Annotated in this window: 21 protein-coding genes; 13 read left to right on the plus strand and 8 right to left on the minus strand. The window is 72.5% G+C overall.

Translation table 11 applies throughout. The annotated features are described in order from the left end of the window. Positions 1-41: 41 nt before the first annotated feature. The 9 genes from ACIO6U_RS08655 (at position 42) to ACIO6U_RS08695 (ending at position 11,207) form a co-directional block, all read left to right on the plus strand. Entirely contained in the window at positions 42-917 is an 876-nt protein-coding gene (locus ACIO6U_RS08655; protein ID WP_401716731.1) for a geranyl diphosphate 2-C-methyltransferase, read from the plus strand. A gap of 247 nt (positions 918-1,164) precedes the next feature. Then, a complete protein-coding gene (locus ACIO6U_RS08660) occupies positions 1,165-1,350 on the plus strand; it encodes a hypothetical protein (protein WP_401716734.1) in 186 nt (61 codons plus the stop codon). A 560-nt stretch (positions 1,351-1,910) separates the two neighbouring features. Further along, entirely contained in the window at positions 1,911-3,254 is a 1,344-nt protein-coding gene (locus ACIO6U_RS08665) for a hypothetical protein (protein ID WP_401716737.1), read from the plus strand. A 320-nt stretch (positions 3,255-3,574) separates the two neighbouring features. Then, on the plus strand, positions 3,575-4,492 hold the full coding sequence (locus ACIO6U_RS08670) for a DUF4397 domain-containing protein (RefSeq protein WP_401716739.1): 918 nt from the start codon (positions 3,575-3,577) through the stop codon (positions 4,490-4,492). Positions 4,493-4,500: 8 nt separating this feature from the next. Continuing rightward, positions 4,501-5,154 (plus strand): class F sortase, encoded by a 654-nt coding sequence (locus ACIO6U_RS08675; RefSeq protein ID WP_401716742.1) that lies wholly within the window; start codon positions 4,501-4,503, stop codon positions 5,152-5,154. Between the two features lie 692 nt (positions 5,155-5,846). Next, positions 5,847-6,140, plus strand: a complete 294-nt coding sequence (locus tag ACIO6U_RS08680) for a lactococcin 972 family bacteriocin (RefSeq protein ID WP_355336333.1) — start codon at positions 5,847-5,849, stop codon at positions 6,138-6,140. 295 nt (positions 6,141-6,435) lie between these two features. Continuing rightward, entirely contained in the window at positions 6,436-8,538 is a 2,103-nt protein-coding gene (locus tag ACIO6U_RS08685; RefSeq protein ID WP_401716745.1) for a hypothetical protein, read from the plus strand. Between the two features lie 48 nt (positions 8,539-8,586). Then, positions 8,587-9,408 carry an ABC transporter ATP-binding protein gene (locus ACIO6U_RS08690; protein WP_401716748.1) on the plus strand — a complete coding sequence of 274 codons (822 nt, stop codon included), beginning with the start codon at positions 8,587-8,589 and terminating at the stop codon, positions 9,406-9,408. Positions 9,409-9,620: 212 nt separating this feature from the next. Further along, positions 9,621-11,207, plus strand: coding sequence for a glycosyltransferase family 39 protein (locus tag ACIO6U_RS08695; protein ID WP_401716749.1), 1,587 nt, complete (start codon positions 9,621-9,623; stop codon positions 11,205-11,207). 176 nt (positions 11,208-11,383) lie between these two features. On the opposite strand, the gene ACIO6U_RS08700 is transcribed toward ACIO6U_RS08695, so the two are convergent. The 7 genes from ACIO6U_RS08700 to ACIO6U_RS08730 all read right to left on the minus strand — a co-directional run bounded on the left by ACIO6U_RS08700 (position 11,384) and on the right by ACIO6U_RS08730 (position 19,806). Further along, positions 11,384-12,127: an N-acetylmannosamine-6-phosphate 2-epimerase gene (locus tag ACIO6U_RS08700; protein WP_401716752.1), complete on the minus strand. Its 744-nt coding sequence runs from the start codon at positions 12,125-12,127 to the stop codon at positions 11,384-11,386. After that, the gene (locus ACIO6U_RS08705; protein WP_401716754.1) at positions 12,124-13,050 is read right to left on the minus strand and encodes an ROK family protein; all 927 of its coding nucleotides are present in this window, start codon (positions 13,048-13,050) and stop codon (positions 12,124-12,126) included. Before ACIO6U_RS08705 ends, ACIO6U_RS08700 begins: the two co-directional genes overlap by 4 nt. After that, positions 13,047-13,976 carry a dihydrodipicolinate synthase family protein gene (locus tag ACIO6U_RS08710; protein ID WP_401716757.1) on the minus strand — a complete coding sequence of 310 codons (930 nt, stop codon included), beginning with the start codon at positions 13,974-13,976 and terminating at the stop codon, positions 13,047-13,049. The genes ACIO6U_RS08705 and ACIO6U_RS08710 overlap by 4 nt, the downstream gene beginning before the upstream one ends. Further along, positions 13,973-14,968: an ABC transporter ATP-binding protein gene (locus ACIO6U_RS08715; RefSeq protein WP_355336320.1), complete on the minus strand. Its 996-nt coding sequence runs from the start codon at positions 14,966-14,968 to the stop codon at positions 13,973-13,975. The genes ACIO6U_RS08710 and ACIO6U_RS08715 overlap by 4 nt, the downstream gene beginning before the upstream one ends. After that, on the minus strand, positions 14,965-17,109 hold the full coding sequence (locus ACIO6U_RS08720) for a dipeptide/oligopeptide/nickel ABC transporter permease/ATP-binding protein (protein WP_401716760.1): 2,145 nt from the start codon (positions 17,107-17,109) through the stop codon (positions 14,965-14,967). The genes ACIO6U_RS08715 and ACIO6U_RS08720 overlap by 4 nt, the downstream gene beginning before the upstream one ends. 1 nt (position 17,110) lies before the next feature. Beyond that, entirely contained in the window at positions 17,111-18,061 is a 951-nt protein-coding gene (locus ACIO6U_RS08725) for an ABC transporter permease (protein WP_355336316.1), read from the minus strand. Positions 18,062-18,189: 128 nt separating this feature from the next. After that, on the minus strand, positions 18,190-19,806 hold the full coding sequence (locus tag ACIO6U_RS08730) for an ABC transporter substrate-binding protein (protein ID WP_401716763.1): 1,617 nt from the start codon (positions 19,804-19,806) through the stop codon (positions 18,190-18,192). Between the two features lie 337 nt (positions 19,807-20,143). Here ACIO6U_RS08730 and ACIO6U_RS08735 point away from each other — a divergent pair, with 337 nt between their 5' ends. Beyond that, positions 20,144-20,899 (plus strand): FCD domain-containing protein, encoded by a 756-nt coding sequence (locus ACIO6U_RS08735; RefSeq protein ID WP_355336437.1) that lies wholly within the window; start codon positions 20,144-20,146, stop codon positions 20,897-20,899. A gap of 213 nt (positions 20,900-21,112) precedes the next feature. After that, positions 21,113-22,984 carry an exo-alpha-sialidase gene (locus ACIO6U_RS08740; protein ID WP_401716765.1) on the plus strand — a complete coding sequence of 624 codons (1,872 nt, stop codon included), beginning with the start codon at positions 21,113-21,115 and terminating at the stop codon, positions 22,982-22,984. Between the two features lie 71 nt (positions 22,985-23,055). Here the strand turns inward: ACIO6U_RS08740 and ACIO6U_RS08745 are convergent, their stop codons facing one another. After that, positions 23,056-23,985, minus strand: a complete 930-nt coding sequence (locus ACIO6U_RS08745) for an AraC family transcriptional regulator (RefSeq protein ID WP_355336311.1) — start codon at positions 23,983-23,985, stop codon at positions 23,056-23,058. Positions 23,986-24,128: 143 nt separating this feature from the next. Here ACIO6U_RS08745 and ACIO6U_RS08750 point away from each other — a divergent pair, with 143 nt between their 5' ends. Together ACIO6U_RS08750 and ACIO6U_RS08755 are read left to right on the plus strand one after the other, a co-directional pair. Continuing rightward, entirely contained in the window at positions 24,129-24,446 is a 318-nt protein-coding gene (locus ACIO6U_RS08750; protein ID WP_355336309.1) for an antibiotic biosynthesis monooxygenase, read from the plus strand. A 147-nt stretch (positions 24,447-24,593) separates the two neighbouring features. Continuing rightward, positions 24,594-25,553, plus strand: a complete 960-nt coding sequence (locus ACIO6U_RS08755; protein ID WP_401716769.1) for an alpha/beta hydrolase — start codon at positions 24,594-24,596, stop codon at positions 25,551-25,553. Positions 25,554-25,564 lie beyond the last annotated feature (11 nt).

A 25,564-nucleotide genomic window follows, 5' to 3' on the forward strand; every position in this document is an offset into this window, starting at 1 on the left:
CACGGCACGATGACCGATCCCAGTACCAAGAGGAGTCAGCGTTGACCATTTCGCACCCCGGCGTCGCCAAGGCACCGGTTCCGGCCCAGTCCACGTACCAGACCCGCGTCGCGGACTACTGGAACGCCGAACAGAATCCGGTCAACCTCGAACTCGGCAGGATCGACGACCTGTACCACCACCACTACGGTGTCGGCGACGTGGACTGGTCCGTACTCGACGAGACGGACCCCGCCAGGCGCCGGGACCTGATCACCACGGAACTGCACCGGCTCGAACACGCCCAGGCCGAACTCCTCGCCAAGCACCTGGGCCCGCTGAGCCCCGAGGACCGGGTCTTCGACGCCGGCTGCGGGCGCGGCGGCGGCAGCGTCACCGCGAATCTGCGCTACCAGTGCCACGCCGACGGCGTCACGCTCTCCACCAAGCAGGCCGACTTCGCCAATGAGCAGGCGCGGGCGCGCGGTATCGACGGCAAGGTCCGCTACCACCACCGCAACATGCTCGACACCGGCTTCCAGACCGGTGGTTACGCCGCGTCGTGGAACAACGAGTCGACGATGTACGTGGAGTTGGACCTGCTCTTCGCCGAGCACGCCCGGCTGCTGCGCCGCGGCGGTCGCTACGTCGTCATCACCGGCTGCTACAACGACTCGTACGGGCGCGCGTCCCGCGAGGTGTCCCTGATCAACGCCCACTACATCTGCGACATCCACCCGCGCTCGGCGTACTTCCAGGCGATGGCCAAGCACCGGCTGGTGCCCACCCACGTCGAGGACCTGACGGCCGCGACCATCCCGTACTGGGAACTGCGCAAATCCGCCGACCACTTGGTCACCGGAGTCGAGGACGCCTTCCTGACCGCGTACAAGAACGGCAGCTTCCAGTACCTGATGATCGTCGCCGACCGCGTCTGACCTTCGGCGCGCGAGACCTCCGGGGGGACCCCGGCTCGGACCAACACGAGCCGGGGTTCCGGGGGTCAGTGGCGGCGCGGCGGAAGGGGGGCGGACAGGCCCGTACCGAACAGGCGGTGGTCGACCTCGTCCAGGGCCAGGCGCAGGGCGCCCAGGGCCACGCCCTCGTCGGCGAGCGTGGAGGCCAGGATCTCGGGGAGGCGCAGGCACAGGCGGCGCAGTTCGCGTTCGCTCCACGAGCGGGGGGGTGCTGCGGCGCGTGCACGGCGGGGCGCTGCCGCTCGCCACGATCGAGTCGCCGCACGTGGACACGGTGTTCCTGGCCGTACACGGCGTCCAGACCGGCCGGTTCACCGCCGCGAGCGAGCCGGAGGCCGACATCGGGCGGGCCCTGATCGCCGCCGCACGGCGAACCGTCGTGCTCCCCGACTGATCCTGGCCGGCGACCCATCCGCGGCCGGAGCGGCTCCGAATACGGGGCAGGAGAGCGTCTCCGTGTGGTCGTCGTACGGGAAGGACCGGGCCTGCCGCTTACCTCCACTGAGCTGTGGAGGTGTCGTTTCCGGACCGCGGGATCTGCTGAATTTCTGCCCATTCAGCCCGCGTCCGGGATTTGTCGTGCCCGAATACCGGGACGCTCCCGATGAGCTTTGTGGTGCGTGAGTGAATTACTCGCGAGTAAAAGGATCACCGTAATGATCATCACCACTCTCGCCGCGCTGACCAGCATGTTTGATCGCAGCGGGCATATTCGGGATTCACTCCGTGTCCGAGATTGAACGGAAAGTGAGAGGGCTTGTCAGTTTCGTTCAAGTGTGCTGATATTCGGGCTGGATTCCTTTCGCTCCGAGGCGCTGCGGAGTCGGCTTCCTCAGGGGGGAGGCCGATTTCGCGGAAGCGGGCACCAGCCCGTGACGCCCCGGTCCCGGTCGTCCGGGCGGCGGTCGTCACCGCCGCGCGGGCGCCGTTCCCCTTCCAACCCGTGAGCGGTCCATGTCGCAGAACTTCTTCGAGCCCCGCACACCGGTACGGCGGCCACGGCCGCCGGGACCGGCGCTCGGCCTGCCGCCCGGCCTGGTGCCGGGGCTCGAACCCGCGGCCCGGGAGGGGAAGGCCGCGGGACCGTCCGGGGGCGGGGGGCCGTCGGGGCCTGGTGAACCTCCCAGACCCGGCGGCCCCGACGAGCCGTCCTGGCTCCGGATCTACTGGAACACCCTGCGGTCCTTCGTCCGGCGCCACCTCGGGCTGAGGCCGAAGGCGCCGGCCACGCCCGGCGAACGGGCCGCCCGGCGGCACCGGGGCCGGGCGCTCGCGGTCACCGTGCTCGTCCTGGCGGTGGTGTCCGCGGCGGCCGTGGTCGTTCTGCGCGACCGCGGCGGCTCCGGGACCGGGTCCAGGACCGAGGGCTCCGACCGGCCGACGGCGGCCGTCGATCCGAAGGCGTCCGCGTCCGGGTCGTCGTCCGCGTCGTCTTCCGCGTCGGTCTCCCCGTCCACGCCGCCGCCGATCCGCGACGCCGTCGCGGCCTGGGTGGCCGGGCACATCGGCCCCACCCACGTCGTCGCCTGCGACGTCGCCGTCTGCGCCGCGCTCGTGTCGCACGGCTTCCCCGCGGGCTCCACGCTCACCGTCACCTCCTCTCCGCAGCAGCTGCTCGGCGCCGATGTCGCCGTCGTCACTGGCCCGTTGCGCGCGATGGCGGGGGACGCGCTACGGGATCTGACCGGCCCGCAGCCGCTCGCCGTGTTCGGCGGGGGTGAGGGTGACGGGGCCGGGGCGGGGACCGGGTCGGGGGACGGGTCGGGTGACGGGCCCGGCAGCGGCAGCGGGACGGACGCGGCAGCCGACGCGCAGCGCGCCGAGGTGCTGCCGATCGCCCACGCCGGGCGTACGGCGTACGAGCGCGTGGCCGCCGCGGACCGCGCGGAGCGCCGCTTCTCGGGGGCGGCGCTCGCCACCAACCAGCGGATCACCTTCCAAGGCGGCACGCGCGCGCTGCTGACGGGTGGTCAGGTCGACCTGCGCGTCTGCGCGTTGCTCGCCGTCCTCAGCAGCGGTCACACCCTCACCGTCGCGTCCTTCGACGCGCCCGCGCCCGGCGCCGGTGCCGACGTCCCGCGCGGCGGCGTGGCGATCTCGCGCGTGGACGGCGCCCCGGCCACGGGGAGCGGACCGCAGGCCGCCGCGCTGCGCGCCCTCGTCGACGCCCAGCAGCCGCCCTACCGGCCGCTGCGGACCGCGGCGCGTACCGGCGGCGCCGGAACCCCCGCCGTCCTGACCGTGCTGTACGACCAGCCCGCGCCCGACGGCCTCGTCAGCGCCAACTCCCCGTCGTGAACGCCGCATCGCCCCCGCACGGGCAGCCCTCCGGGCCCGGCCCGAACCCGGACCTCGACCGTGAACGCCGAAGCCGACCCCGTACCGGCCCCCGGCTCGACCGTGAACGCCGGACCGACCGGCACACCCCGTTGGGCGGCCCGACCCCGAGCCGCCCCGACACAGGCCCCGCCCCCGAACCCCGAGCCGACCGGCACACCCGCCCGTCAGACGGCCCGGCCCCGCCCCGCACCGACACACGCCCAGACCGCGCCCCCGACCCCGCCCCCGCCCCTGAACGCCGGACCAATCGGCGCATCCGCCCGTCAGAAGGACTTCGCATGAGGCTTTTCCCGCGGGCGACCGCGCGCACCGGATCGTCGTCCAGACCGTCGTCCAGATCCTCGTCGCGGGCCGCCGCGCTCGGCGCCGCCGCCGTTCTCACGCTCAGCGCCGCTGTGCTGGCGGGCCCGGCCGCGGCCGGTGCGTCGGCTGCTCCCGCCTGGTCCGGCGGCTGGCTGCGGCTGGCACACTTCTCGCCCGGTACGCCGCCGGTGGACGTCTACCTCTACCCCTTCGGCGGATCGACGGCCGCGATGGTGCTCAAGAGCGTGTCGTACGGGCACGCTTCGCCGTACGAGTCGGTCGCCACCGGCCAGTACACGGTCGCGATGCGCAAGGCGGGCGACCCGGCGTCGGTGTCGCCGGTCATCTCCTCGACCGTGCGGGTCGTGCAGGGCCGCGCGTACACCGTCGCCGGGCTCGGCCCGAACTCGGCGCTGCAACTGCGCACGCTCTCCGACCAGTTGTCGGCCCCGCAGGGCCAGGCCGCGGTACGGGTCATCCAGGCGTCGCTGAGCCAGCCCGCCGTCGCGGTCCACGTGGCCGCGCTGAACCAGGGTTCGCTGCGCTTCCCCGCCTCGACCCCGTACCGCACGGTGTCCGCGGGCAGCACGACCGTACGGGTCTCGGCCGGGGCCGCGACGACCTCCCGTACCGTCCAACTGACCGGCCGCAGCACGCACACGCTGGTCGTCCTGTCCTCCACCGGCTCCGCGCCCGGCCTGCTCGACCTCACCGACTCCGCGGGGCCGAGCCGTCAGCCCCACGGCGGCGTGGACGCGGGCTTCGGCGGTCTCGACCAGCGGAAGGCGGCGGCCGAAGGCTCCCGTACGCCCCAACTGGTCGGCTGGGGAGCCGCCTTGGTCATCGGCTCCGGCCTGCTGGTGCTGTCGGTACGCCGACTGCGGCGCGGCTGAGCGGCGTCATGGCGCCGCGACACGCACGGCCCCGGCCGCGTCATCGGGGAGCGGCCGGGGCGCTCGCCGTCCTCGGAGTGGTGACGGTCGCGGGCGGCGCCGTCGGCCTCGCCGCGAATCTGGGGACGCGGCCGGGCTCCGGCCACGCGCGCGCCGCCGTCGGGGCGGTCGCCCCGGAGCCGGGCCGGGTCGTCAGCCGGCCCGTGGCCCCGACGGAGGCGACCGCCGCCCGGCCCCGCGCGCTCGCCATCCCGGCCATCGACGTCGACACCCCGCTCGAACCGCTCGGCCTGACCCCTTCCGGCGCCCTGGACACCCCCTCGCGGCCGAGCCGGGCGGGCTGGTTCGACGCGGGCCCGGTCCCCGGTGCCCCCGGCCCCGCCGTGCTCGTCGGCCACGTCGACTCCCCCGACGGCCCCGCCGTCTTCTCCCGTCTCTCACTCCTGCGGGTCAACGACGTCATCCGCGTCACCCTCGACGACAACCGGACCGTCCGCTTCCAGGTGACGTCCGTCCGGAGCTACGCCAAGGACGCGTTCCCCACCGAGGCCGTCTACGCCCCGCGCCCCGACCCCCAACTCCGCCTGATCACCTGCGGCGGCCGTTTCACCGGCCACACCTACCTCGACAACATCGTCGTCTTCGCCCGCCTCCTGCCCTGAGGCTGCCCGCCTCGTCCCCCGCGACACAGCGCGCCGTGAGGATTCCGAATGCGTTTCGCGGGAGCGGTCTGACATTCCCGCAACGCCGTTCCGGATAGCCGTACATCGCGGAAAACGGAATGCCGCACCTTACTTGCAGCGTGAATCAAGTTGAATCCGGAATTCCGCGCCGGAGGGCCGTTTCCCGGATCTGATTCAAGCCGCATACCGCCGAGAACGCGCCAAGCCTCGGTACGGGATTCGAGGTCGGCCGGATCCGCGCCTATCGTCGGCCGGGTTGCCGCGGACCACCCGGCACCGGCACGGGGGAGCACACATGCGTGGGATCAGAAGACCGCCCATCGGCGCAGCGCAGCACGTGAGACGGTACGGGCCCGCAGCGGCGACCGCCTGACGCGTCGCCGTCCGCACCGGCGCCCGGCCGCCCGCGCCGGGCGTCCACGTACCCCGTACCGCCCGAAATCCGGCCCGCGGCCGGACATCGCGCGGTGCGGAATTCCTACTTCCCATTCGCCTGCCGACCACCGCCGTCGCCGCCCGCCGACGCCGGTGGATTCAGGCATGGGCGGACCGTTCCGACCCGCCCGCGACAGGCAATTCCCGGAGCGCAATTTCATGGTTGCCAGTGCAACTGAATGTGTGCCAGGGTTCTGCCTCGTCCGATCAAGCCCACGAGAAAGCGGAGTTCATTCATGAACAAGAAAACCGGAATTAAGGTCGCCGTCGCCGCTGTCGCCCTCAGCTTCGCCGCCGCCACGCCGGCCCTGGCCACCTCTGTCGACGTCGGCGGCGGCAAGTGGAGCTACGACCACGGCGCCAACACCGCGTGGTCGAACTACAAGCACCCGACGAACAAGCACGCGTCGTCGGTGAAGATCGGCACCGTCGTGTTCGGCAGCGGCTGCACGGCCAAGGGCGTATGGTCCCTGGCCTCCGCGGGGCTGAACGGCAACTCGGTCAGCTACTACTACAACCCGTCCTGCTGACCCTCCGTCAGCGAGAGGGCCGGTCATGGCTGACCGGCCGGGCGGTACCGGTCGGGCGGTAGCGGTCGGGCGGTAGCCGCCGGGTGGTAACGGCCGGGTGATCCGGCGCGGTTGTGGAGGCGGGGACGTCACCGCCTCCACGGCCGCTCGCCACTCCCGCGCCCGCGCCCGCGCCCGCCGTGAGCCGTAGCCGTAAGCGGTAAGCCGTAAGCCGTGAACAGCCGGTACACCGTACGTCGCCTTCACGCCGTCACGCCCGTCTGAATTCCCGAGCGCCCTCAACCGAGGAATCACCATGCTGCATCGCGGTATTCGAGTCGTCCACGCCGCCCTTCTGGCCTTCTCCGCCGTCCTGGCCTTCCTCTTCGTGCGCGGACTCGACGAGAACGGGGTGCTGGGCAACTCCGCCATGGTCGACGTGCTCGACTCCGACGGATCGACGAGCGCGCCCCACGTCGTCCAGGCCGTCGAGTCGTTCGCGGCGCGGCACGGGGTCGGGGTCGCGCGCGAGGTGCCCGACCTCAAGAACCCCGACACGGTCCGCCACCTGTACCTCGCGCCCGGCGGCACCGGTACGCGGACCGCGAAGTGGCTGGACCACGGCTACCCGGCGTTCAGCGAGAACTTCACCACCCGCGTGCACCCGCTCGCCGACGTCGGCCAACTCGACCCGCGCGGCACGTACTACGTCTTCGGGCCGGCGGGCGCCGCCGACGCCCTGCGGCTGGAGTTCACGCACCTCGGCATGACGGTCGAGGTCAGCCACCCGCTGTCCGTACGGGGGTTGATCGACCGGTACAAGAACGACTCGCTCTTCCGTTCCTTCTACGTCGTCGCCCTCGCGGCGCTGACGATGACCGGCGCGAGCGTGCTGCTCAACGCGCGGGCGTACGGCGTACTGCGCATGCAGGGCATGTCCTTCACCGGCATCCTGCTGCGCGACCTGCGGCGGCTCGCAGTCTTCTGGCCGCTGTCGGCCGCCGTCGTCGCGGCCGCGGTCCTCACCTTCCTCGGCCTCTACAACGGCCTCGCGTGGCTCGGCCTGTTCGCCGCGGTGGCCGCGGTCCTCGCCGTCCTGCTGGCCGCCGTCGTCCTGGCCGCGCACGCGGCGGCGCTCGCGCTGACGTTCAAGGTCGGCGTCCTGCCCGCGCTCAAGGGCGAACTCCCGTCCCGCGCCGCGTCCTTGAGCGTCTACCTGGTCCGTATCCCGGCGCTGCTGCTCGCGCTCAGCATCGCCACCAACGCCACGCTCGCGAGCCGCGACGTTCTCACCCGTGAGGACAACCGGGACGCGTACCACGCGGTGGGCGACGCCGTGTCGATCCGGCTCAGCGGCGCATTCGCCATGCACATGGACCAGTTGGACCAGCACGTCGGGCCGTGGCTGCGCAGAGCCGACGCGCGGGGCGAGGTGATCGTGGCCGGGCGGCGGGACCTCCAGATGTCCGCGCCCGGTGAGCACCTGCCCTCCGGCGAGATCCTCGTCGTCAACGACACCTATCTGGCACGGCAGCCGATGGTCGACCCGGCGGGGCGGCGCTACGCGTCGCAGGCCGGGAGCGCGACGGCCGCGGACGCCCGCGCGGTACGGCTGCTGATCCCCGACACGCTCGCGTCGGACACCCCCGCGATCACCAAGGCCGCCGAGGCGATCATCGACCCCGACCTCACCGGGCGCGTCCCCATGAAGGTCTCGGCGACCCGCGGCGGCCAGCGCGTCTTCGGCTACAACACCGGTGAGTACTCCTACCGTTCGGGCCACGACGCGGCCGAGGACCGATCCATGGTGCGCGACCCGGTCGTCATCGTCGTCCCCAACGGATCGCGCTTCCTCACCGACGACGCCTACACCGCCATCGCGACACAGGCCGGAGTCGTCTTCCCCCACCCCGCCGACGTGACCGCGGGCATCCGCGCGGAGCACCTCCAGAACTACGTGAACTCCATGAGTCCGGTGGGCGAGAAGACCGCCCTCGACCTCAGGAAGGCGCTCACCGAACTCCGGGTCCAGATCTTCAACCTGGTCATCGCCGCGATGGTGCTCCTCATCGCCGCGGTCGGCGTCTGCCTCATCTACGCCCGCAAGAACGCGCAGAGCATCTTCGCCCAGCACGTCAGCGGCTGGCGGTACGTCGCCTCGCACCGCTTCCTCCTGGCCGTCGAGGTGGCCATCGCGGTGATCTTCGCGACCCGGGTGCCGTTCCAGGCGTGGCAACAGCGCCAGCACCTGCGGCAGTTGGCCGCCGCCGGTGAGCCCGCGACCTTCGAGCCCACCCGGCTGACCGCGCTCGACCTCGGTGTCATCAGCGGTCTGGTCGTCTTCGAACTGGCCGCCGTGCTGCTCGCCCTCGCCTACTTCCACCGCCGCATCGTGAAGGAGGGCGCGACCGGGACCTGAGCCGGCCGCGCCCACGGAATTCCTCCACCGAGCAGGAGTGTGCCTGTCATGACGAAGCTGATCGAGATCGAGAGTCTTTCGAAGTCCTATGGTTCCCGCACGTTGTGGGACAACGTCAACCTCACCGTGGAGCGCGGCGAGATGCTGGCTCTCGTCGGTCCCAGCGGATCGGGAAAGTCGACCCTCCTCAACTGCCTCGGTCTGCTCGACCGCCCGACGTCCGGTGCCATCCGGTACGAGGGGAAGGACATCACGCGGTTCGGCCGCCGCGACATCCGGCAATTCCGCCGCGACACCCTCGGATATCTCTTCCAGCACTACGCGCTCATAGAGAGCGAGACCGTCGAGCAGAATCTCGAAGTCGCGGCCAGGCCGAGGCCGTTGCTGCGCGGCAAGGCAGGGCCCGCGATCGCCGAGGCCCTGGAGCGGGTCGGCCTCGCGGGGCGCGGCAAGGAGACGGTCCATCACCTCAGCGGCGGTGAGCAGCAGCGGGTCGCGCTGGCGCGCGTGCTCGTCCAGCGCTCGGCGCTGGTGCTGGCGGACGAGCCGACGGGCGCGCTCGACGACGCCAACTCGGCTGTGGTGGTGGACATTCTGCGGGAGCTGAGCCGGTCGGGGTGCGCGGTGGTGATCGCCACGCACGACGCGGGCGTGCGGGACCGCTGCGACAACGTGTTCGCGGTGGGGAGGGGCGCGGGGGCCGCACCGGGGGCAGGGGCCGCACCGGCATCCCCCCGGCAGGCCGTACCCGCGCCCGCATCGGCCGCCGCATCGGCCGCCGCGCCGAACAACGTACCGAACAACGCGCCGAACAACGTTCCGGCCACCGTACCGACGGCCATTTCGAGCGGTGCGCGCGCGGAGAAATGACGTTCCGAAAGTCCGCCGCGCGCGCCGGAGTAGGATGCGTGTCACCGCCATCAGTGGGTGTCGATCACGCTTCCTCCAGGCGGTTCACAATTCAACAAACTGCCTCGGGTGCCTCTTTGACGTCCACCGACAGCAAATCCCGTTCGATTCAAAGCCGTTCGGGATTCAAAGCAACCATCACGGCCTCTCGGGCGTCTTTACCGAGTCGGGCGATGCTGATCTGGCTGATTCCGCCGCTGTGGACTCTCGCCCTCGGCCTCTGGGGACTCTCCCGGCAGCACACCGTCTGGCGTGACGAGGCGGCCACCTGGCAGGTGGCCGGGCGGTCGACCCCCGAGATCCTGCGCATGCTGCACCACGTGGACGTCGTGCACGGCCTCTACTACCTGCTGATGCACGCCCTGTTCAGCGTGTTCGGACCCCACACGACCACGCTGCGGCTGCCTTCGGTGCTGGCAGGCGCGGTGGCGGCCACCTGCGTCGCGCTCATCGGGCGGCGGCTCGCCGGTCCCGCCGCGGGCCTCGCGGGCGGGCTGGCGTTCGGGCTGCTGCCCGCCGTGCAGTTCTACCTCCAGGAGGGGCGGCCGTACGCGCTGGTCGCCGCCGGGGCCGGGGTGTCAACCCTGCTGCTGGTCGCCGCGCTCCAGGAGGACACCGGACCGCGCCGCCGCGCGTGGCGCTGGGCGGGATACGGCGGCGCCGTCCTCGTCTGCGGGCTGCTGAACTGGTTCTCGCTCCTGATCCTCCCCGCGCACCTGGCCACGCTGCTCTGGTCCCGGGCCGCCGACCGCCGTACGTGGGCCGCCTGGACGGCCGCCTCCGCCGTCGCCGTCCTGGCCGTCACTCCGCTGGCCCTCTTCAGCCGGGGCCAGTCGGCGCAGGTGTCCTGGATTCCGCCGCTGACCTGGCACATGCTGATCGGGCCCGGGGTGCTGGTGCTGATCGGCGGCGTCTGCGCGGCGGTGTCCGGCCGCCGTATCGCGGGCCGCGCCCGTACGGACGTCTTACGTATCGCCCCACCTCGTACCGGCACGCCTCGTATCGCCCCACCTCGGTCCGACGCGCCTCGTACGGACGGGCCTCATGCGCACGCGCCTCGTACGGACGGGCCCCGTACGGACCGGCTGTCCGCCGCCGCCGTGGGGCTGCCGTTGCTCGCGGTGCCGCAACTCGGCCTGGTCTGCGTGTCGTTGTTCCAGCCGCTGTTCCTCGACCGCTATGTGCTCTTCAGCATGCTGGGCCTCGCGCTGCTCATCGGCGCGGCGATCGGCGCCGCGGTGCGCGCCGCCCGGCCCCGTTTCCCGCGCGCGTCCGCGTGGATCGTCCCCGTGGCGGTCGCGCTCGCGACGGTGGCGCTGATCCCGCAGTCGCTCGCCGAGCGCTCGCCGAAGAGCCGGGTCGACGACGTCATGGCCGTGGCCTCCGACGTCCAGCGGCTCAAGCGCCCCGGCAACGCCGTCCTCTTCATCCCCTCCGCCCGCCGCGACACGGAATCCGTCTCCCCCGGCGCCTTCTCCGGCCTGCACGACATAGCGCTGACCGAGACCCCGGAGCGCTCCGGAACGCTGAAGGGCCTGGAGGCGGCCCCGGCCCGCATCCGTACGGCGATGCTCGCGCGGGACCGCATCCTGCTGGTCACCGACGTCCCCTGGATCGCCCGCCCTCTGACGGCGGCGCAGGACCGGATGAAGATGCGGGTCCTGCTGACGTACTTCACCCCGGTGGCCGATGTCCGCGTCCACGGGCGGCGGTTGACGGTGTACGAACGCCTTCCCCGCCCCGCGCGCGCCGCCCGCTGAACCGTCCGGCCACACCGTCCCGCTCACATCGGCTCCCCGTCCGTCGCGGCCGACCCGGCGGCGAACATCGCCGATGTCGACGTGTTCACCAGCCCCGACTAGCCGGACACGGCGACGCTGGTGCTGAACTCGTACCCGTTCCAGGCACCCGGCCCGGCCGTCGCGGCAGAGGGCCGTCACCCCAACTGCCGCTGTGCTCCGAGCCCTTCGGCGAACCACCGGGTCAGCGTCGTCGGGTGGGTGATCGCGGTGCCGACCACGACCGTGAAGGCTCCCGCGGCGAGGGCCGACCGGGCCTGGGCGGGGGTGTGGACACGGCCCTCGGCGACGACGGGGACCGACAGGTCCGCGCTGAGGCGGGCGACCAGGGCGAGGTCGGGACCGTCCGGGTGCGGGCCGCTGCCTGTATAGCCGGACAGCGTGGTGCCGACCAGGTCCGCGCCGAGATCCGCCGCCGCGACGCCCTCCTCGTAGCTGGAGACGTCGGCCATGAGCAGGCGGCCCGCGCGGTGCACGGCCGTGACGGTACGTTCCAGGGTCTCGCCGCCGGGGCGCGGGCGGAAGGTGGCGTCGACCGCGACGATGTCCGCGCCGGTCGCGGCGACAGCGAGGGCGTGCCGCTCGGTCGGGGTGATGTAGACGCCCGAAGTGCCGTCCTTCCAGAGGCCGATGAGGGGGACGTCGGTGACCGCGCGGATCGCGCGCAGGTCGTCGAGGCCCTGCGCCCGGATACCGGCCGCGCCGCCTTCCCTGACCGCGAGCGCCATCTGACGCATGATCAGTGGGTCGCGCAGCGGCTCCCCCGGATACGCCTGGCACGAGACGACGAGCCGGCCGCGCAGCCGTTCCAGGACGCCGCCGGGGTCGGCGCCCGACGTGGGCCGACCGCCCGAAGTCGGTTGATCTTCACGGACGTTCACGCCAGCGCCTCCCGTCCCAGGAGCGCGGCCCCGTACAGCGCGGCGTCGTCGCCGAGCGAGCCCGCCCGCAGCGGGGTCCCGGCGACGGCCGGGACCAGGTGGGAGGCGACGGTCGTCCGCAGGGTGTCCCACCAGACGGGTCCGCAGCGGCTCACCCCGCCGCCGAGGAGGACGAGGTCGGGGGCCAGGACGTTGACGAGGCCGCCGACGGCTTCGCCGAGCGCGGTGGCGCCTGCGCGCAGGACGGTGAGCGCCGTCGGATCGCCGTCCTGCGCGCGGGAGTTGACGAGGCGGAGGGTCGCGGGCGCGGCGCCCGTCCCGTATCCGGGCCGCACGCCCGCCAGTTCGCGGTAGGCCGCCGTCATCGCCGGTCCGGACGCCGCGGCCTCCACGTGTCCGACGCCCCCGCAGGGGCAGGGCAGCCCGGCCGCGGCGGGCACCGGCAGGTGACCGGCCTCGCCCGCCGCGCCACCGGCGCCGTGGTGGACGCGGCCGTCGATCAGGACGCAGCCGCCGACGCCGGTGCCGACCGTGAGGAGCAGCACGCAGGCGTGTCCGGCGGCGGCGCCGCGCCAATACTCGCCGAGCGCATGGGCGTTGACGTCGTTGTCGACGCCGACCGGCAGGCCGAGCCGGGCGGCGAGCAGCCCGCGCAGGTCGGTGCCGCCCCAGCCGGGGAGCGCGGACGTGGCCGACCGTACCCGGCCGGTACCGGGGTCGATGACGCCCGCGCTGCCGACGCCGACGGCGTCCACGGGCCTGCCGAGCAGGGTCACCGCGCGGGCCGCGGTGTCCAGCACGGCGGCCGGGCCCTGCCGCGCCGGGGTGGGCAGGGTGGCGCGGTCGAGCAGCACGCCCTCGGGGGTGACCAGGGCGGCCGCCGTCTTGGTCCCGCCGATGTCGACTCCGGCGAGCAGCGTCATCGCAGGCCCGCCTGCTCCAGGATCGCGCCGATACGGCCGGTCTCGGCGTCGGTGAGCGGGCGCATCGGCGGGCTGACGGTGTTGCGGGCGATGACGCCGAGCAGCGTCAGCGCGGTCTTGAACGCGCCGAGGCCGGACGCCGTACCGGACGCGGTGGCCGGGTCGGCGACGGCGACGATGTCGAAGAGCCGGGCCAGCCGGTCCTGTTCGGCGCGGGCCGCCGTCCAGTCGCCGCGCGCCGCGGCGTCGTGCAGCCGCCGGTAGCCGTGCGGGTCGACGTTGCCGAGGCCGGGGACCGAGCCGTGCGCGCCGCCGAGCAGCATCGCGTCCACGACGACCTCGTGCCCGGTGAGCAGCGCGAAGTCCGGCACGTCCCTGGTGTCGAGGATGAGTTGACGGAATGTCACATCGTCGCCGCTGGAGTCCTTGACCCCGGCCAGCACCCCGTCGGCGGCCAGTGCGCCGACCAGCTGCCGGGAGAGCTTGCTGTGGACGCAGACCGGGATGTCGTAGGCGAGTACCGGCACGTCGATCGAGGCCGCGACCGTCCGGAAGTGCCGGTCGATCTCGGTGGGATGGGTGCGGGTGTAGAAGGGGGCGGTCGTGACGACCGCGCTGGCGCCGCGCGCGACGGCGGTACGGGCGCGCTCCAGCACCTTGTTGGTGGTGGTCTCGATGGCGCCCGCCAGCACCGGCACCTGGCCGCCCGCGGTCTTCACCACCACGTCGAGCACCGTCTCCTGCTGCTCGTCGGTGAGATAGGCGACCTCGCCAGAACTCCCCAGCGCGAACAGGCCGTCGACACCGCCGCCGATGAGGTGGCCGACCACGCGCTCCAGCGACGCGACGTCCACCGCGCCGTCGTCGGTCAGCGGGGTGACGACGGGCGGGACGACGCCGGAGAACCGGGGTGTACGGGCAATCACGAAGTGCTCCTTGTGCCGTGGTGCGCGGCGGTCGCCGCCGCGGTGGTCCTGGGGTGTACGCAGTGCCATTGGTGGTCGCCGTCCCGCGTGGCGGCGGGGAAGGCGGTCGCGCAGGTGTCGTCCGCCTTCCAGCACCGGGTGCGGAACGGACAGCCGGAGGGCGGGTGGGTGGCCGACGGCACGGGGCCGTTGAGCACGATCCGCTCGGTGGTCCCCAGCAGGCTCGGTGTGGCGGAGAACAGCGCCTGGGTGTACGGGTGGGCGGGCGCGGCCGACACCTGGGCGGCCGGGCCCTCCTCCACGATCCGCCCGAGGTAGAGGACCGCGAGCCGGTCCGACAGGTGGCGCACCGTCTGGATGTCGTGCGAGATGAAGACCATGCCGAGGCCGAGCCGGGACCGCAGGTCCATCAGCAGGTTGAGCACCTGCGCGCGGACCGAGACGTCGAGGGCGCTGGTCGGTTCGTCGGCGACGATCAGCTCGGGTTCCAGCGCGAGCGCCCTGGCGATGGCGACCCGCTGGCGCTGCCCGCCGGAGAGCTGTCCCGGCAGCGCCTGCCGGGTGTGCCCGGGCAGGCCCACCAGCTCCAGCAGTTCCGTCACCCGCTGTTCGCGGGCGCGCGGGGTGCCGCGCCGGTGCACGTCCAGCGGGTCGCGCAGGATGCGGCCGACCGGCATCCGCGGGTTGAGGGCGGTGGACGGGTCCTGGAAGACCACGCCGACCGACGCGCCGAACTCCTGGCGGCGCCTGGCCGCCGGCAGCTCCCACAGATCCTCGCCGCGGAACATGACCCGGCCCTCGGTCGGCCGTTGCAGACCGGTCAGCACCCGCGCCAGCGTCGACTTGCCGCAGCCGGACTCACCGACCAGGCCGACGATCTCACCGCGCTCCACCGTCAGCGACGCCCCGGTCAGCGCGTGCACGGCGTCGTGCCGGAACAGACCGCCGCCGCGCGCCCGGTGCCTGACGTGGACCTCTTCGACGCGGATCATCGTCCGCTCCTTTGCAGCAGTACGGGTTCGGCCGCGTGGTGGCAGGCGACGCCGTGCGCCGCGGCGGGCAGGGGGGACACGGCGGTTGCGGCGTGCGGGTCCGTCGCCGGGGCCGGCCGCCCCGTCAGCTCGGGGGCGCGGGTCCCGCACACCTCGGTGGCCGCGCCGCACCGGGAGGCGAAGCGGCATCCGGCGCCGAACTGGCGCGGCGCGGGCACCACGCCGCTGATCTGGTGCAGCCGGTCGGCGCCCGCCTCCAGCGAGGTGACCGAGCCGAGCAGGCCGCGGGTGTAGTGGTGGGCGGGGTCGGACAGCAGCGCCCGGGTGTCGCCGGTCTCGGCGACCTGCCCCGCGTACATCACCGCCACCCGGTGGGCGAGCCCGCTGACCAGCGCGAGGTCGTGCGAGACCAGGATCATCGCGAATCCCAGTTCGTCGCGCAGCCGGGTGAGGAGTTCGACGACCTGCGCCTGGACGGTGACGTCGAGCGCGGTGGTGGGTTCGTCGGCGATGAGCAGCCGGGGGCTGCGGGACAGCGCCATGGCGATCAGTACGCGCTGCCGCTGGCCGCCGGACAGCTCGTGCGGGTAGCTGCGCAGCGTGCGGTCCGGGGAGAGGCCGACGAGTTCGAGCAGTTCCGCCGGGCTCTGCGTGCCGCCGCGCGAGGTGAGCTGCTTGAGCTGGCGGCCGATGAGGACCGACGGGTTCAGCGACGACATCGCGTCCTGGTAGACCATGGCGATCTCGGGCCCCGCCAGCACCCTGCGGCGGCGGGGCGACATGCCGAGCAGGTCCTCGCCGCGGTAGTCGATGGCACCGCTCACCCGCGCGTTGCGGGCCAGCAGGCCCATGACGGCCAGGCTCGTGATGCTCTTGCCGCAGCCGGACTCCCCGACCAGACCGAGGGTCTCGCCCTCCCTGACGGTGAGCGAGATGCCGTCGACCACCGGCACGTCGCCGTAGCGGTCGGGGAAGCGGATCGACAGGTCCCGGATGGAGAGCAGTTCCGCGGCGGTGGCGGGCACCGCCGCGAGCGGCGGCGGATTCCGCGTCATGCGTTCGGCGAGCAGGACGAGGCTGCGCTGTACGGCGGCGGCCCGTTCGTCGTCGTCCGCCCGCGTCCGGCGGGGAAGCGGCGTGTCCTGGGGCGCGGTGTCACCGGCCGGGCGGTCCGTACCGGAGGCGGTGGCCGCGGGGACGACTCCGGCCGCGGCCGCGGGTACGGCCGCCCCCGATACGGCCGCCGCCGCGGGTACGGCCTCCGGCGCCGCTCCGGCCGCCGCTCCCGGCGCCGCCGAGGCGTCGGTCAGTCCCTCGGACAGGATGTTCAGGGCCAGTACGGTGACGAGCAGCACCAGGCCGGGGAAGAGGGTGGCCCACCAGCCGCCGGACAGCAGGATCTGCCGCCCGTACGAGAGCACGTTGCCCCAGCTCGGCTCGGGGTCCTTCACCCCGGCGCCGATGAAGGACAGGCTCGCCTCGAAGATGATCGCCTCGGCGACCAGCACGGTGGCGAAGACCATGACGGGCGCGGCGCAGTTGACGGCCACGTGCCGCAGCACGATGTAGGCGCGACGGGCGCCGATGACCTTCTCCGCGGCGACGTAGTCCTCGCCGTACTGCGCGAGGACGTTGGCCCGTACGACGCGGGCGAGCGAGGGGACGTACACCGCGGCGATGGTGAAGATCAGGACGGGCACGCTGGAGCCGAAGACGGTGACCAGGACGGCGGCGAGCGCGATCGGCGGGAAGGACATGACGACGTCCAGCACCCGCATCACCGACTCGTCGCCCCACTTGGGCGAGGTGGCCGCGAGCGAACCGAGGACCGCGCCGACGACGACGGCGACGGCCGTGGAGCCGAGGCCGATCACCAGCGAGTAGCGGGCGCCGTAGACGACCCGGGCGAAGATGTCCCGGCCGATCCGGTCGGTGCCGAACCAGTGCCGGGAGCCGGGGGGTTGGACGGGTATGCCGGTGGTCAGCGGATTGTCCGCGACCAGCGGCGCGCACACCGCGGCCAGGACCACGACGGCCAGGACGACGAGCGAGATCCGTGCGGCGAGCGGCAGCGCGCGGAAACGGATGCCGGGACGCGACAGCTTGGCGACGACGCGTTGGGGGCCAGTGAACAGGAACATCTCACACCGTCCTGATGCGCGGGTTGACCAGCAGATAGAGCAGGTCGACGACGACGTTGACGACCAGGAAGGCGAGCGCGATCATCAGGACGGTCCCCTGCACCAGGGCCACATCGCCGCCGGTGACGCCCTCCAGGATGAGCTTGCCCATGCCGGGAAGGTCGAAGATCGTCTCGATGACGACGGCGCCGCTGAGCAGGTAACCGACCTTGACGCCCAGCACGGTGAGCGGGGTGACCAGCGCGTTGCGCAGCACGGACCGGATGACCAGCAGCCGTGGCAGGCCGTTGCCGGTGGCCGTGCGGACGTAGTCGCGGTCGAGTTCGGTGACCATCGAGGTGCGGATGAGCCGGGCGAGCGAGGCCGCGACCGGGACCGCGAGCGAGACCGCCGGGAGCGTCATGCAGCGCAGCCAACCGGTGAAGGAGTCACCGGGATTGACGTATCCGCCGGTCGGGAAGAGCGAACTGTCCAGGGCGAACCGCTGGATCAGCAGCACGCCCAGCCAGAAGGAGGGCACCGCGACACCGGCCATCGACACCACGCGGAAGACGTGGTCGGGCCAGCGGTCCCGGTACACCGCGCCGACCACGCCGAGCGCGACGGCGAGCACGATCGCGATCAGCAGCCCCAGCAGCGTCAGTTGCAAGGTGAGCGGGAAGGCGACGGTGATCCGGTCGACCACCGGCTGGCTCGGCGGCACGGTCACGCCGAGGTCGCCGTGCAGCAACTGGTTCAGAAAGTGCGCGTAGCGGACGGGCAGCGGGTCGTCGAGCCCGTTGGCGTGCGCGAACGCCGCGCGGGCGGCGGCCGTCGAGTTCTCCCCCAGGGCGTTGTAGGCGGGGTCCACGGGAGAGAACTGGAGCACGACGAAGACCAGCAAGGTGATGCCGAGGATCATCACCGGCATGATCGCCACGCGGCGCAGCGCGAGCCGAAGGAAAGCGAACATCGGGCGTTCCTAGCAGTAGGTCCTGGACGACTGGCGGGTCCGGGACCCGCGCGGGGAGCGCGGGCGGCTCGTACGCAGGAGGTACGAGCCGCTCACGCACCGGGCGCGCGGGCCCCGGTCCTGGCGGCTCACGCCGGGGACACGCCGAGGAACGACAGACCGGTGGTGGGCACGGGGCTGAAGCCGGCCAGCGCGTGCCCGTCCCACGCGGTCGGGAGCTTGCGGTGCAGGATCGGGTAGAGCGGCGCCTGCTCGGCGACGATGTCGGTGACCTGGGACCACAGCTTCGTACGGGTCGCGTCGTCGGTGGTGCGGGCGGCCTGGTCGAGCAGCGAGACGACCTGCTTGCCCTGGGCGGTGCCCGACCAGCGGTAGCGGGTCTCGGGCCAGGTCCCGACGTAGAACCAGCGCATCAGCAGGTCGACGTCGTTGCCGAACACCGAGGGGTCGCCCGGGGCGACGAGGAGGTCGAAGTCGCCGGTGTCGATCTTCGCGTACTGGGCGGAGGACTGGCCGATGCTGAGCGTGGTCCTGACGCCGACGGCGTCCCAGCTCTCCTTGACCAGCGGGGCGATGTCCTGCACCCAGGAGGTGTCGGTGGTCAGGACGGTCACCTTCAGGTCGCTGACGCCCGCGGCCTGGAGCAGCGCCTTGGCCTTGGCGGGGTCGTGGCCGTAGACCGTGGCGGCCTTGACGTAGTCGGGGTGGCTGGGCTGGAGGTAGCCGCTGGCCGGGGTGGCCTGGCCCGACATGGCGGTGGCGATGATCTTGTCGGTGTCCAGCGCGTAGTGCAGGGCCTGGCGCACCCGCTGGTCGTCGAACGGCTTCTTCGCGCAGTTGAACATCAGGAAGAGGTTGCCGAAGGACGCGGCCGACTCGACGGTGACCTTGCGCTTGAGGCCGGCCATGTCGATGTACGGCACGTCCTCGATGGCCGCGACCCGGCCGGACTGCACGGCGCTGACCCGCGCGGAGGCGTCCGAGAGCAGATTCCAGGTCATCGCCTCGGCCTTGGCCGGGTAGCGCCCGTTGTACCGCGCGTACTTCTTGAAGACGATCTTGTCCTCGCGGGTGGCCGACACCAGCGCGTACGGTCCGGAGCCGACCGGCTTCGCGTCAAAGCCCTTCTCGTCGGCCTGGACGATCTTCTTCGGCACGATCTTGACGACGGATATGCGGGAGGGGAAGAGCGCGAAGGGGTACTTCAGCGCGAACTCGACCGTGTGGGCGTCCACCGCCCGCGCGGAGCGCAGGAAGGGCAGGAACTGCGCCATCAGGGAGGCGTTCTTCGGGTCGAGGATGCGCTCGAAGCTGAAGACCACGTCATCGGCGGTGACCGGGGAGCCGTCGTGGAAGGTGGCCCCGTCGCGCAGGGTGGCGCGGTACGTCGTCGGGCCGACCTGGACGGGCAGCGCCGTGGCGAGGGCGGGGCGGGCGGTGAGCGAGACCGGGTTGAGGTCCACCAGACCCTCGAAGATGTGCCAGTTGGCCGCGACCGGGGTGGCGCCGGAGGAGGTCATCGGGTCGAAGCCGGTGGACAGGGCGTACGAGATCCCCGCCGTGATGGTGGCGCCGCCGGTCCCGCCGCCGGTCCCCTTGCTGGCCGCGGAGTCGGGGGCGTTGGTCGAGGAGGGTCCGCCGCACGCGGCGAGGGTGCCGGTGAAGGCGGCGGCAGCGCCGACCGCGCCGGTGTACCGCAGGAATGCGCGGCGATCGACTCTGGCGGGTGTCCGTCGAGAAGACACGGGAACCTCCGGGCAGGGGTGAGCAGGAATGAGGTGGACGGTGGAGACGGGCGAAGCGGAAGCCGGTCGCGGGGCCCGGCGGACTGCGGACCGGCCGTCGTATGCCCGGCCGGTGGTGTGTGCCCGGCCGGGCCGCCGCGGGCGCCGGGAGGGCGGTTCCGCGGGCGGGAGTGGGGCGCGGGCGGCCAGAGTACGCCGGTGGGACGACCACTCTGTGCAACATCAGACATAAGATGTCTGATGGCTGATAGGGTTGGACCGTAGTCGTTGGAACGAGAGGGGTCAAGAGGTGGACGGAACTCGCGATGCGGGCAACGGACGGGGTCGTCGCCTGCTGATGCACGAGGTCAGCGAGGGCATCAAACGTTACATCCTGGACAATGGGCTCCGTCCGGGGGACGTCCTGCCCACCGAGAACGAGCTGTGCGAGGCCCTGGACGCCAGCCGCTCCAGCGTCCGCGAGGCCGTGAAGACCCTCGACGTCCTCGACATCGTGGAGGTGCGCCGGGGGCACGGCACCTACGTCGGCCGCCTCGGACTGTCCGCGCTCGTGGAAAGCCTCACGTTCCGTGGCATGCTCGACCGCGACGACGACATGCAGCTCATGCTGGAGCTTGCCGACATGCGCGAGCTGTTCGAGCGCGGCATGGCCGACCGCATCGTGGCCGCGCTCGACTCCGCCGACCTGGACGCCCTCGCCGCGCTGGTGGACGACATGAACGCGTCCGGCAGCGGCGACGGGACCGGTTTCGTCGAGGCCGACCGGGCCTTCCACGCCCTTCTGGTCGCGCCGCTCGGCAACGAACTGATCGGCCAGCTCTCGGCGGCGTTCTGGGACGTCTACATCGTCGTGGCCCCGCAGCTCACCGGGATCAGCAGGGCGGAGGAGGTGGAGACCGTCCACCACCACCACCGAATCGTGGAGGCCGCGCGCGACCGGGACGCGGCGGCCTTCGCCGCGGCCGTCTCCGACCACTACGCGCCGGTCCGGCGGCGGATCGCCGAGGCGCGGGCGGCGGCGGAGGGGAAGGCGGGGACGCCGGAGGCACGGGAGCGTGCGGTCATCGCGCCGAGGCGGCGCTCCGGATCTTGACGGGGTCGGACCCCGGCCCTAGGGTCCCTCGACAGCAGACATCTGATGTCATTCGTCAGGTGTCAGACCTGAGGTACGTCCTGTCGAGCGCGGTGTCCGCCGCGAGCTGAGGAGTCCCCTGTGCCGCCGCCGTTGCCGCCCGCCTCCCCCGAAGTGCCCGTACCGTCCGTGGCATCCGTGCCGTCCGTACCGGTCGTGCCGCCCGTGCCGCCCGTGTCTCCGTATGCCCGATCAGCGCGAAGGGGATCGGCCCGGAGGGGAGCGGCGCGGGCGGTCCGCCGGACGCTGCTCCCTCTGACGGTCGTCGTCGCGGCGGCGACCGCACCGCTGGCCACGGCGACGCCCGGGTACCCGGCCACCCCGGGCGCCCAGACCGCCGTCGTCAGCCAGGACTGCGTCAGCAGCCGGATACGGGTCGCCCTCGGCAATCCGACCGCCGCGAGCACCACCTTCACCGTGACGTGGCCGGGGAACGGCACCTGGACGCCGGCCGTCGCGGCGGGCGACCGCTCGGACCTGTTCTTCACCAAGGCGAGCGGCACGGCGTACTCCTTCCGCGTCACCACGCCCCAGGGCCTGGACACGACCCTGTCCGGCACGCTGAACTGCGACGGAGCCCTGGGCTCCCAGGTCGGCATGGACTGCCCGCGCGCCGCCGACGGTTCACCGGCCTCCACTCACGCCCTGCGCGTGACGCTGGTCAACCGCTCCCCCGTCCAGCAGACCTTCACCGTCGCCTGGTCCGGCCGCGGCGGCTCCCCCTGGACCAGGACCGTCGCCGCCGGAGCCTCGGACGACTCGCTGTACTGGACGGTCGCCAACGGCACGCCGTACACGTTCACCACGACCACGCCGACCGGCTACAGCCGTACCGAATCCGGCACCGCCACCTGCGGACTGGCCTCCGGCACACCGGGGTTGAACGCCCAGACGCTGTTCAGCCCGGCCACGCCCATCAGCGGCCTCAACCGGCTCTCGGCGGACGGCAGCACGTACGAGACGTACACCGGCACCGCCGCCTCCGTACGCATCCCGGCCATGGCCGTCACCAGGAACGGCACCGTCATCGCCATGGCCGACGCGCGGGTCGACAGCAGCGCCGACCTCGGCGGCGCGAGCAACAACATCCAAGTCGCCCTGCGCCGCAGCTCCGACGGCGGCGCCACCTGGACCGCGCCCGCCGTCGTCGCCCACGCGCCCACCACGCACGAGGGATACGGGGACAGCAGCCTGCTCGTCGACCGGTCCGTCGGCGCGAACGGCAAGGTGTTCGCCTTCATCAACTACTCGCCGGCGCCCGGCATCGGCTACTACGGTTCCGCGGCCGGCTCCAACTCCGCGACCGACACGACCGCGATGCACATCCGCTACATCGCCTCGACCGACAACGGCGCCACCTGGAGCGCCCCCGTCGACCTCAACCCCCAGGTCAAGAGCACCGGTTGGGCCGGGCTCTTCGCCTCCTCGGGCCACGGCACCCAACTGGCCAGCGGGCGGCTGGTGCAGCCCATCGTGTACCGCGAGAACGGCGTGGACCACGCGGGCGACATCTACTCCGACGACCACGGCGCCACCTGGCACGCGGGGCCGGCGGCGGCGACCGGCGTCAACGAGAGCAAGGTCGTCCAGCGCGGCAACGGCAAGGTCGTCCAGAACCTCCGCTCCAACGCGGGCGGCAACCGCTGGTACGCCACCGCAGGCGACGCCTCCCCGGCCGGAGCGACCGACGTCGCCAGCGCGTTCGGCCCGGCCTGGAACTCCGGCCTGGTCGACCCCGGTTGCAACGCCGACGAGATCTCCTACCTCCAGCCCTCCCAACTCGGCGCGAACGGAGCCCCCACGACCACCTCGGTCGCGCTCCTCAGCAACAACGCCTCCACCGCCCGTTCCGAACTGACCGTCCGCGTCAGCCAAGACGACGGCGCCACCTGGCCCCGCCAGGCGCTCATCAAGTCCAAGGCCGCCGGTTACTCCACCCTGGCCGTCCTCCAGGGCGGCTCGATCGCCGACCTCTACGAAATCGGCGACACGGGCGGCATCGTCTTCGCCGCCTTCACGCTGCCCTGGGTCCAACAGGCGCCCTGACTGCCGCCGTTGGGGTGAGCGCCCTCACCCGGGGGTCATCCCGCCGCGCCCCGGCCCGGAGGCTTCCCCGCTCAGGGGAGGACGCCCGCCGGGGTGCGGACGGTACGGACGGTCCGGCGCAGGCGGGCGGCGTCCCGGCTGGGGGGCGCGCCGAACTGGCGCCGGTACTCGCGGCTGAACTGCGAGGGGTTGTCGTAGCCGACGCGCTGCCCGACCCCCGTGACGTCGCCCGGGTGGGTGGTGAGCAGCAGCCGGGCCTCCTGGAGCCGGATCTGCTTCTGGAACTGGATCGGGCTCATCGCGGTCACCGCCTGGAAGTTGCGGTAGAAGGCGGACACGCTCATACCGGACTGCCGCGCCACGTCCTCGACGCGGAAGGGCTGCGCGTAGTGCTCGCGAATCCAGCGCACGGCGCGCGAGACATGGCTGAGGCTGCTGTCGGCCAGGCCGAACTGCCGTACCGCCGCGCCCTGTTCGCCGGTGATCAGCCGCCACAGGATCTCGCGCTTGACGAGGGGCGCGAGGACGGCCCGGTCGTGCGGCTCGTCGAGCAGGCGCAGCAGCCGGACGACCGCGTCGAGCAGCGCGGGCGGCGCGTCGCTGACGACGATGCCCGACGGCGTACCGCCCCCGGTGCGGGGGGAGTTGCCGGGCCCGGCCTGGAGCAGCAGTTCGGCGACTGCGGACGGTTCGAGGACCAGGCCGAACCCCAACGCCGGTTCCTCGGCGTCGGCTTGGAGGAACTGTCCCGTGACCGGCAGATCCACGGACGCGATCAGGTACTGCCCGGCCCCGTACTCGAAGACCCGCTCCCCCAGGGCCAGGCGTTTGGCGCCCTGGGCGATGACCGCCAGGACCGTGCCGGACATCGAGGGGGCGGGCGGGTCGGGGCGGTCGACCTTCGAGACGAGGACGCCGTCGATGGCGGTGGTCCAGCCGGAGCGCGGCGCGTGCCGTGCCAGCAGGGCGCGCAGCTCGTCCAGGTGTTCTTCACGGGTCATACGTCCATTGCACCACCCCACCACGCCCTGACTCCCGTGGCCGCGAGGATCGTGCAAGTACGAGCGAGGAACGTTCTAACGTTTCCGCAGGTCAGAGCGGTTCAATGGAATCACCGCACTCCAACGGAGAGAAGAAGGATTCCATGAACGCGAACTACGGCTTCAACGCCACGCTGACCGCCAAGGCCGGAATGAGCGACCAGCTCGTCGAGCTGCTGCTGACCGGTCTGGACGAGGGCAGCCCCGGCGCGAGCGAGCACTGCGTCGTCTACCTCGTCTCCCGCTCCGCCTCCGACCCGGACGTCGTCCACGTCACCGAGGGCTGGACCAGCGAGGAGGACCACCACCGCGTCTTCGCCGGCGAGGCCGCGCAGGCCATCGTGGCGCGGATCGGCCCGCTGCTGGCCAAGGAGTCCGACTACACGGATTACGTGCCGGTGCGGGGCAAGGCCGCTTTCTGATCCGCCTGCTCCGACCTCCCATCCGCCGGCTCCCGCTTACCGGCTCATCCGCCGGCTCCCGCTTACCGGCTCATCCGTCGGCTCCCGCTTTCTGATGCGCCAGTCCGCCGCCACCACCCTCTCCACCTCTTGAGAAAGGCACCGCCCATGACCACGCCCCGCCCCGGCCTCGACCCCGAACTGCACGACCTGCTCGCCGACTTGCCGCTGATGTCCGGGCTCAGCCCGGAGGTGCTCGCGCAGGTCCGCCCCTTCTCCTCGGCGCCCGTCGAACCGCTCCTGGAAGGGCGCGCGATCGACCGCCGCGAGGTGACCGTCCCGAGCCGGGACGGCGAACCGATCGCGCTGTCGGTCTTCAGCCCCGCGGACACCGGCGGCCGTACCACCGCGGCGCCCTGCGTCTACTGGATGCACGGCGGCGGGATGGTCATGGGCGACCGCTTCTCCCAGATAGACATTCCGCTGGAGTGGCTCGACGCGTGCGGCGCCGTCGTGGTCACCGTCGAGTACCGGCTCGCACCGGAGTCCGGCGGCACGATCCCCGTCGAGGACTGCTACCAGGGGCTGCTCTGGGTCGCCGAGCACGCGGCCGAGCTGGGCATCGACCCCGCCCGTATCGTCGTCGCGGGTGCCAGCGCGGGCGGCGGCCTCGCCGCGGGGGTGGCGCTGGCGGCCCGCGACCGGCAGGCCCCGGCCATCGCCGCCCAGGTGCTGATCGGCCCCATGCTCGACCACCGCAACACCACCGCCTCCAGCCGCCAGTACGCGAACGAACCCGGCGTATGGACCCGCGAGATGAACGAGTTCGGCTGGAGCTGCCTGCTCGGCGGCCTCGTCGGCGACGACGTACCCGCGTACGTATCGCCCGCCCTGGCCGACGACCTGTCGAATCTGCCGACCGCCTACATCGACACCGGTTCCGCCGAGGTCTTCCGCGACGAGGACACCGACTACGCCACCCGGATCTGGGCGGCCGGCGGCCAGGCCGAGCTCCACGTCTGGGCGGGCGGCTTCCACGGCTTCGACGCGCTGTACCCGCAAGCCCGTATCGCGGCCACCGCTCGCAGGACCCGCACCGACTGGCTCGCCCGCGCCCTGTCCGCGTAGGCCCGCCCGGC

This window comes from Streptomyces sp. NPDC087422 (assembly GCF_044744145.1).
Classification (GTDB): domain Bacteria; phylum Actinomycetota; class Actinomycetes; order Streptomycetales; family Streptomycetaceae; genus Actinacidiphila.